General features: G+C 43.4%; 6 protein-coding genes, 14 tRNA genes and 1 rRNA gene. All 21 read left to right on the top strand.

What is annotated here, in order from left to right; translation table 11 throughout:
- Positions 1-7: 7 nt before the first annotated feature.
- The 21 genes from rrf to CFS60_RS13005 all read left to right on the top strand — a co-directional run bounded on the left by rrf (position 8) and on the right by CFS60_RS13005 (position 6,715).
- Positions 8-123, top strand: a 5S ribosomal RNA gene (rrf, locus tag CFS60_RS13105).
- Between the two features lie 10 nt (positions 124-133).
- Positions 134-208: transfer RNA gene (locus CFS60_RS13100), tRNA-Asn, on the top strand.
- A 17-nt stretch (positions 209-225) separates the two neighbouring features.
- Positions 226-313: transfer RNA gene (locus CFS60_RS13095), tRNA-Ser, on the top strand.
- A gap of 32 nt (positions 314-345) precedes the next feature.
- Positions 346-417, top strand: a tRNA-Glu gene (locus CFS60_RS13090).
- A 47-nt stretch (positions 418-464) separates the two neighbouring features.
- Positions 465-540: transfer RNA gene (locus tag CFS60_RS13085), tRNA-Val, on the top strand.
- 9 nt (positions 541-549) lie between these two features.
- Positions 550-623 (top strand) — tRNA-Met (locus CFS60_RS13080).
- A 4-nt stretch (positions 624-627) separates the two neighbouring features.
- A tRNA-Asp gene (locus tag CFS60_RS13075) sits at positions 628-703 on the top strand.
- A 3-nt stretch (positions 704-706) separates the two neighbouring features.
- Positions 707-779: transfer RNA gene (locus tag CFS60_RS13070), tRNA-Phe, on the top strand.
- A 15-nt stretch (positions 780-794) separates the two neighbouring features.
- Positions 795-878, top strand: a tRNA-Tyr gene (locus tag CFS60_RS13065).
- A gap of 13 nt (positions 879-891) precedes the next feature.
- Positions 892-965: transfer RNA gene (locus CFS60_RS13060), tRNA-Trp, on the top strand.
- 28 nt (positions 966-993) lie between these two features.
- Positions 994-1,066: transfer RNA gene (locus CFS60_RS13055), tRNA-His, on the top strand.
- Between the two features lie 15 nt (positions 1,067-1,081).
- Positions 1,082-1,153 (top strand) — tRNA-Gln (locus tag CFS60_RS13050).
- Between the two features lie 5 nt (positions 1,154-1,158).
- Positions 1,159-1,230, top strand: a tRNA-Gly gene (locus CFS60_RS13045).
- 14 nt (positions 1,231-1,244) lie between these two features.
- A tRNA-Cys gene (locus CFS60_RS13040) sits at positions 1,245-1,318 on the top strand.
- Positions 1,319-1,366: 48 nt separating this feature from the next.
- Positions 1,367-1,450, top strand: a tRNA-Leu gene (locus CFS60_RS13035).
- Positions 1,451-1,839: 389 nt separating this feature from the next.
- Positions 1,840-2,379 (top strand): Crp/Fnr family transcriptional regulator, encoded by a 540-nt coding sequence (locus tag CFS60_RS13030; protein WP_088811082.1) that lies wholly within the window; start codon positions 1,840-1,842, stop codon positions 2,377-2,379.
- A gap of 96 nt (positions 2,380-2,475) precedes the next feature.
- Positions 2,476-2,907 (top strand): MarR family winged helix-turn-helix transcriptional regulator, encoded by a 432-nt coding sequence (locus CFS60_RS13025; protein ID WP_088839355.1) that lies wholly within the window; start codon positions 2,476-2,478, stop codon positions 2,905-2,907.
- Positions 2,904-3,377 (top strand): GNAT family N-acetyltransferase, encoded by a 474-nt coding sequence (locus CFS60_RS13020; protein WP_088839354.1) that lies wholly within the window; start codon positions 2,904-2,906, stop codon positions 3,375-3,377. Before CFS60_RS13025 ends, CFS60_RS13020 begins: the two co-directional genes overlap by 4 nt.
- 107 nt (positions 3,378-3,484) lie before the next feature.
- Positions 3,485-4,726: an MFS transporter gene (locus CFS60_RS13015; protein WP_088839353.1), complete on the top strand. Its 1,242-nt coding sequence runs from the start codon at positions 3,485-3,487 to the stop codon at positions 4,724-4,726.
- Positions 4,713-6,281: an amidohydrolase gene (locus CFS60_RS13010; protein WP_088839352.1), complete on the top strand. Its 1,569-nt coding sequence runs from the start codon at positions 4,713-4,715 to the stop codon at positions 6,279-6,281. Before CFS60_RS13015 ends, CFS60_RS13010 begins: the two co-directional genes overlap by 14 nt.
- A gap of 29 nt (positions 6,282-6,310) precedes the next feature.
- Entirely contained in the window at positions 6,311-6,715 is a 405-nt protein-coding gene (locus CFS60_RS13005) for a VOC family protein (protein ID WP_088811077.1), read from the top strand.
- Positions 6,716-6,906 lie beyond the last annotated feature (191 nt).

Below are 6,906 nucleotides of genomic sequence, written 5' to 3'. Positions count from 1 at the left end.
TTCATTGTCTGGTAGTTATGGCGAGAAGGTCACACCCGTTCCCATCCCGAACACGGTAGTTAAGCTTCTCTGCGCCGATGGTAGTTGGGGGCTTCCCCCTGTGAGAGTAGGTCGCTGCCGGGCAATGTATTATTCCACAGTAGCTCAGTGGTAGAGCAATCGGCTGTTAACCGATCGGTCGTAGGTTCGAGTCCTACCTGTGGAGCCATTTAATTTTAAAATCTTGGAGAGCTGTCCGAGAGGCCGAAGGAGCACGGTTGGAAACCGTGTAGGCGGGATAACCGTCTCAAGGGTTCGAATCCCTTGCTCTCCGTTTCCAAGTGATTACTACATATTTTATTTTATGGCCCGTTGGTCAAGCGGTTAAGACACCGCCCTTTCACGGCGGTAACACGGGTTCGAATCCCGTACGGGTCACTTTTATTTTAGACAAAAGTTTATTTTTAAGTTAGAATGTTATTTATGGAGGTTTAGCTCAGCTGGGAGAGCATCTGCCTTACAAGCAGAGGGTCAGCGGTTCGATCCCGTTAACCTCCACCATATTATTATCGCGGGGTGGAGCAGTCTGGTAGCTCGTCGGGCTCATAACCCGAAGGTCGCAGGTTCAAATCCTGTCCCCGCAATCGTGGTTCCGTGGTGTAGGGGTTAACATGCCTGCCTGTCACGCAGGAGATCGCGGGTTCAAATCCCGTCGGGACCGCCATTTGGCTTGGTAGCTCAGTTGGTAGAGCACTTGATTGAAGCTCAAGGTGTCGGCAGTTCGATTCTGTCCCAAGCCACTTTTATTTTAATACGGAGGGGTAGCGAAGTGGCTAAACGCGGCGGACTGTAAATCCGCTCCTTCGGGTTCGGTGGTTCGAATCCACTCCCCTCCACCATTATTTTTTTGATAGGGGCATAGTTTAACGGTAGAACAGAGGTCTCCAAAACCTCCAGTGTGGGTTCGATTCCTACTGCCCCTGCCATAACATAAAACTTTATAATTGAATTATGGCGGGTGTGGCGAAGTGGTTAACGCATCGGATTGTGGTTCCGACATTCGTGGGTTCGATTCCCATCATCCGCCCTTTAATTTTATTGATGGGCTATAGCCAAGCGGTAAGGCAACGGATTTTGATTCCGTCATGCGCTGGTTCGAATCCAGCTAGCCCAGTTTTTGCGGAAGTAGTTCAGTGGTAGAACATCACCTTGCCAAGGTGGGGGTCGCGGGTTCGAACCCCGTCTTCCGCTTTTTTCTTTTTTAAGGCGCCATAGCCAAGTGGTAAGGCAGAGGTCTGCAAAACCTTTATCACCGGTTCAAATCCGGTTGGCGCCTCCATTGCTTTTTTCTTTCAAAAATTTTATAATAAGTTTATTCAAACATTATGCCGGCGTGGCGGAATTGGCAGACGCGCTGGACTCAAAATCCAGTGACCGCAAGGTCGTGCCGGTTCGACCCCGGCCGCCGGTATCCAAGCACTCCCAAACCTGTATAGGTTTTGGGGGTTTTCTTTTTTTAGATATGCGTTAAAATTAACGTTTAATTACGTTGTTTTCGTTGCAGTTTTTATTATAACATTGCTAAAATAAATTAATTGAATTTTCTAGAATGGAAAATTGTAGAAAAATGGTCACAATTTAAGGCTAAAAATGTACAAATAGACAAATTTAACACAAGAAAAGTGTGTTATTATAGAGTTATCACATTGTGACTTCTAAAAAGATTGTATTTGCTCACCAGGCACCTATACGAATCTGATTACTTTTAGTTGCCGCAATCCCATTGGAAGTTAGCTGTCAGCCAAACAGCTAACTTTTTTCCTTATTAGGAATAGAGTGATAGAATCTGGAGGAGATTAAATGTACATACCAAAAAAAGAGGTTATAGCTTTTACTGGAAACCAGCAGATTCAGGGTGAAGGTGTTTTTTTAGTTGTAGAAGGATACCTTGTGCAGGAATCCAATGGGACTTTAATAAAAGTTTTAAAGCAAGGGAGTATTTTTCGTCTTGATTCTCAGCATGAATGGTTTCAATTTTTTTCAAGGGGAAAAAGTTTTCTAATGGAGATTGAGCGTGAGAAGTATACGGATGAAATTGTTTGCGATACGATGAAGCGGATGACTGAATCGCTTGAGAGATATCGGTTGCCAGGCAGAGAACGAATTGAGGCAGTTTTATATCAAATTGCTTTGGATGTTGGGGTTGAAAATGATCAGGAAATTTATATTCCGATAGCTTGTAATCAGTCAAAGCTCGCAAAATATAGCAATGTAAGTCGGGAATATTTTATCAAAATTAAAAATGATTTAGTTAAAGAAAAGCGCATTGAAATTCGAAATCGTAGTTGGATTTTGCTTGAAAAGGAAGAATGGGAAACAGTTTGTATGACAGAGGAATAGATAGGAGCATTCAGTTTGAATGCTTTTTTTAAAACATATAGTTGATTTTGTCAACTATATGTTTTATACTAATAAAAATGAAAGAAGGGGAATTGGATGGATCAAATTAGTGAGATTCGGCGATTTAATCGCTTTTATGCTAGCATATTAGGAAAACTTGACCAGAAAATCTATCATAATCCTTATCCGCTGACTGAAGTGAGGGTTTTGCAACAAATTGATTTTGAGAATGGGAAGACGGCTTCTGAGATTGGCGATGCGATTGGGGTTGACCGAGGGTACATGAGTCGCATTGTGAAGAGATTTGAACTTTCGGGGCTGATTCAAAAACAGCAGCTTGCTGGTGATAAACGACACTTTGCACTTTTTATTACGGAAAAGGGGCAGGCGGAGATTGAGAAATTTGTGGCGCTTGCGAACTTGGCGCTTAGCGAAATGACGCAGAAATTGACGGATCAGGAGATGCGGGATTTGGTTGAAGCGATGAGCGTGATTGAAAAATTGCTTTCAAAGGAGGAATTGACATGAAGATTGAAAAATATACGGAACGTTACCATGAAGAGGTTGTCGCATTGATTTTGCGCATTCAGCAGAAGGAGTTTAATGTGCCGATTTCGCTTTCGGATCAGCCAGATTTGATGGATATTGGGAACTTCTACGCTGACGGGGGATTTTGGATTGCGCGTGATGGAGACACTGTTGTGGGCACGATTGCTACATGGTTTATCGACGGGCCAAACGCAACCATTCGCAAGCTTTTTACGGATGAAAATTATCGAGGAAAAGAATATCAAACGGGGCAGCGCCTTTTAGAAACGCTTGAAGAATTTTGTGCGCAAAACGGCAAGTCACATATTTTTTTAGGAACGACGGATAAATTTAAGGCGGCACACCGGTTTTACGAAAAGAATGGCTATATCGAGATTTCAAAAGCGGATTTACCAGCTGATTTTGATATTTTGGATGTGGATTCGAAGTTTTATCATAAAGCGCTATAAGAAAAATGCAGTTTGGGTACGCCCGGCTGTTTTTTTCTTTTTTACAAAAGATAAGTTGTGAGCTATACTAATGTTTGTGATTTGTTTTTAGAAAGGGAGCGAGTTTTTTGAGCAGATGGTTACCTCGTGATTTATGGATTGTAATAGTTGGGATGGTTCTTTTGTATACAGGACTATCCTTTATTTGGCCATTTAATATGGTGTATATGACGACAGAACTTGGCATGTCGGACATGGATGCATCGCTTGTGTTGCTTGTGAATTCTTTTGTGGGAATGGTGGCGAGTGTTGTTGGCGGAATTATTTTTGACCGGTTAACGGGGTATATTTCGCTTATGATTGGAACTTGTATTTTAGTTGTGGGGACGTTTCTTTTGATGACATTTCATAGCTATCCTTATTTTGTTTGGAATCTTTGGCTTGTGGGTGTTGCCATGGGAATGGTGTTTGCAGGGCTATACGCGGCGGCGGGTTTGACACATCCGAGCGGCGGGCGCACTGGATTTAATGCCATTTATGTAGCTCAAAATATTGGTGTTGCGGTTGGACCGTTTCTAGCCGGATTCTTGGCGGAGCGCGGTATGGGACAAGTTTATTTAGGTGCATTTCTTTTCGCGATTTTTTATGCACTTTTCTTCTTTATCTTTTTTAGAAAAATAGATTGGAAGTCCGAAAAATTGGGTGCGGAAACAAAGCACCGAAAACGTGGCGGGGCGCGTGAGAAAGCGACAAAATGGGGTCTCATTTCAATGGGTTTGCTACTTTTGACGTATCTGTTTTGCCAGTTGCCACATGTACAGTGGCAGTCTAATTTATCTACCTATATGACAGCAGATGTTGGTGTGTCGGCATCCGAGTACGGGAAACTTTGGAGTTTAAACGGGGCATTAATCGTTCTCGGTCAGTTGATTTTAATTCCGCTTATTCATCGTTTCAAAAAGCATTTATTGCTTCAAGTTTATATCGGTATTTTGCTATTTGCGCTATCGTTTGTATTTGCAATGCAAGCAACTGTATACAGCGGATTTGTACTAGGAATGATTTTCCTGACGCTTGGTGAAATGTTCGCATGGCCAGCAATTCCGACGATTGCCTATCAACTAGCACCAAAAGGGAGCGCGGGGTTATATCAAGGATTAGTGAACGGAATGGCAACAGCCGCACGAATGCTAGCGCCGTTTTTGGGCGCTGTTGTAGTCACGAAATTTGGCGGCATAACAGCCTTGTTTATAGGGATTTTCAGTTTGCTACTCCTTGCGTTTGTCACGATAACACTACAAGCACTTACTCAGAAAAAGGCGAATTTAAATGATGTGGAAACCGAGGTGGAAATGCATGAAATTGCTTGAGAATGCTCGCTTTTATACGATGGGAAAAGAAGGCGAATTTGTGCGGAATGTTTTAATTGATGGGGCTACAATTCGGGCGATTGATGTCGACCCCGCGGCGCATTTAGAGGCAGAGCGCATCAATTTGAACGGGGCAACTGTTTTTCCAGGCTTTGTCGACTCACATATTCATCTGCTTTGGTACGGACAAGCTCTAGCGCGGTTGAACTTAAACGAAACAACAACGAAGAAGCAAGCTTTGGAAAAGATTAAGCAGCGTCTGGCCGAGCTTTCGGAAACCGAATGGCTTTTTGTAGAGGGATATGATGAAAATAAATGGACGGACGACAAAACGCTACTCACAGCCGCTGATTTGGATTCTATCAGCGAGACACCACTACTCGTAAGACGCATCGATTACCATAGCGTGACGGTTAATCACGCATTAATGGAAGCTATTTCTTTGTCTAAAGACGCAAAGTTTGAAGGTGGCGGTGAAATTGACACAGATGAAAATGGCAAATTGACGGGCATTCTAAAAGATAACGCAACGAATTTGGCGATTCAGGCGTTTCCAATTCCAACTACCGCTGAAATGAAAATGTGGCTTGAACTGGCGATTTGTGATTTGTGGAAAAAAGGAATTACAGGGGCCCATTCAGAGGATTTGCACTATTTTGATGGCTTTAAGGGAACGCTCGGCGCTTTTCGCGATACAATTAATGCAGAATTTCCATTTCGCGCGCAACTTTTAATTCATCACGCGGAACTAGCTGCGTTTAAGCAGGAAAAAGAGCTTTTCATGGACGGAAATCCTTTTGTGGAGCTGGACGCTGTGAAAATCTTTTTTGACGGCACTGTGGGGTCGAGAACGGCATATATGGCGAATGGCTATGCGGACGACGCAAGCAATCACGGGTTGAAGATTCATTCGGACGAGGAGTTTGTGGCAATCGTCAAGAAAGCGCGCGAACTGGGGCTTCCGGTGGCGATTCATATTCTAGGTGATGCGGCATTTCAAGAGGTGGTTCGTGTGCTGAAAAAATATCCGCCGAAAAGTGGCTTGCACGACCGAATGATTCACACGCCGTGGTTAACAGATGAGCTCATTGCAGAAGCAGAAGGAATGCCGCTTTTGTTTGATGTTCAGCCGCAGTTTATGGCGAGCGACTTGCCTTGGGCGCTTGACGTTTTAGGAGAGAATTATCCCAAACGAGCATTTGCTTGGAAGACACTTCTAGAAAACGGCTTTGCACTAGCGGGAGGAAGCGATGCGCCAATTGAAGTCCCCAATCCTTTTTACGGAATTCATGCCGCAGTTACACGCACTGCGACAAGCGACTTAAACGGTAAACGCTACTTTCCAGATGAGGCGCTGACTGTTTACGAAGCGATTTCACTCTACACAACCGGTAGTGCAAAAGCTAGCTATAAACCTTTTTCTCGGGGGAAAATTGCGCCAGGATTTGCCGCAGATTTCACAGTTCTAGCAACCAACCCGTTTGAAGTGGAGACGAACGATTTGCGCGACATTCAAGTAATTCAAACATTTGTAAGTGGGCTGAAAGTGTATTAAAATGTACGAAAACGGAAAGGTTGATGAGAATGCTAGACAAAACGCAAATTAGTATGTTCTTGACGTTTAGTGGGCAAGCGGAAGAAGCGGTTCAATTTTATGTGGACTTGTTTGATGAAGCAAAAATCGTATCAACTCGTTATTTTGAAGAAGGTGAGCCGGGAGAGCTGGGCAAGGTTTATACGATAGTATTCGAGATTGGCGATCAAAAATTCATGGCGATGGACATGGAAAAGAAATACGCCGTTGACTTTTCATGGGCAACTTCGATTTTCATTGAAACGCGAAATGAAGAAGAGTTCGATCGCTTATTCGAGGGACTAAAAGCCGGTGGAACAGTTATGATGGGCCCAGAAGAGATGGGGATTTACAGCAAAGTGGCATGGGTGACAGACCGCTTCGGTCCAACGTGGCAACTTGTTTGCGAGAAATAAAAATAAGCTTCCTGAGCACTTTTGGTGTGAGGAAGCTTGTTTTTTTGTTGGGATGATGCAAGGATATTTAATTAATAAAAGAAGGGGCGATGCTTTTATTCATCTAGTCCAAAAAGAGATGGGTAAATTAATGAGGTTTAAACAAAAATTCAGTAGTGTTCAAGTGGCTACTGGATTACATAATAATATCG

The sequence above is a fragment of the Listeria sp. ILCC792 genome (assembly GCF_900186135.1).
Classification (GTDB): Bacteria; Bacillota; Bacilli; order Lactobacillales; family Listeriaceae; genus Listeria; species Listeria goaensis.
The sequence above is the reverse complement of the archived record's forward strand: the minus strand, read 5'-3'. Positions and strand labels throughout refer to the sequence as shown.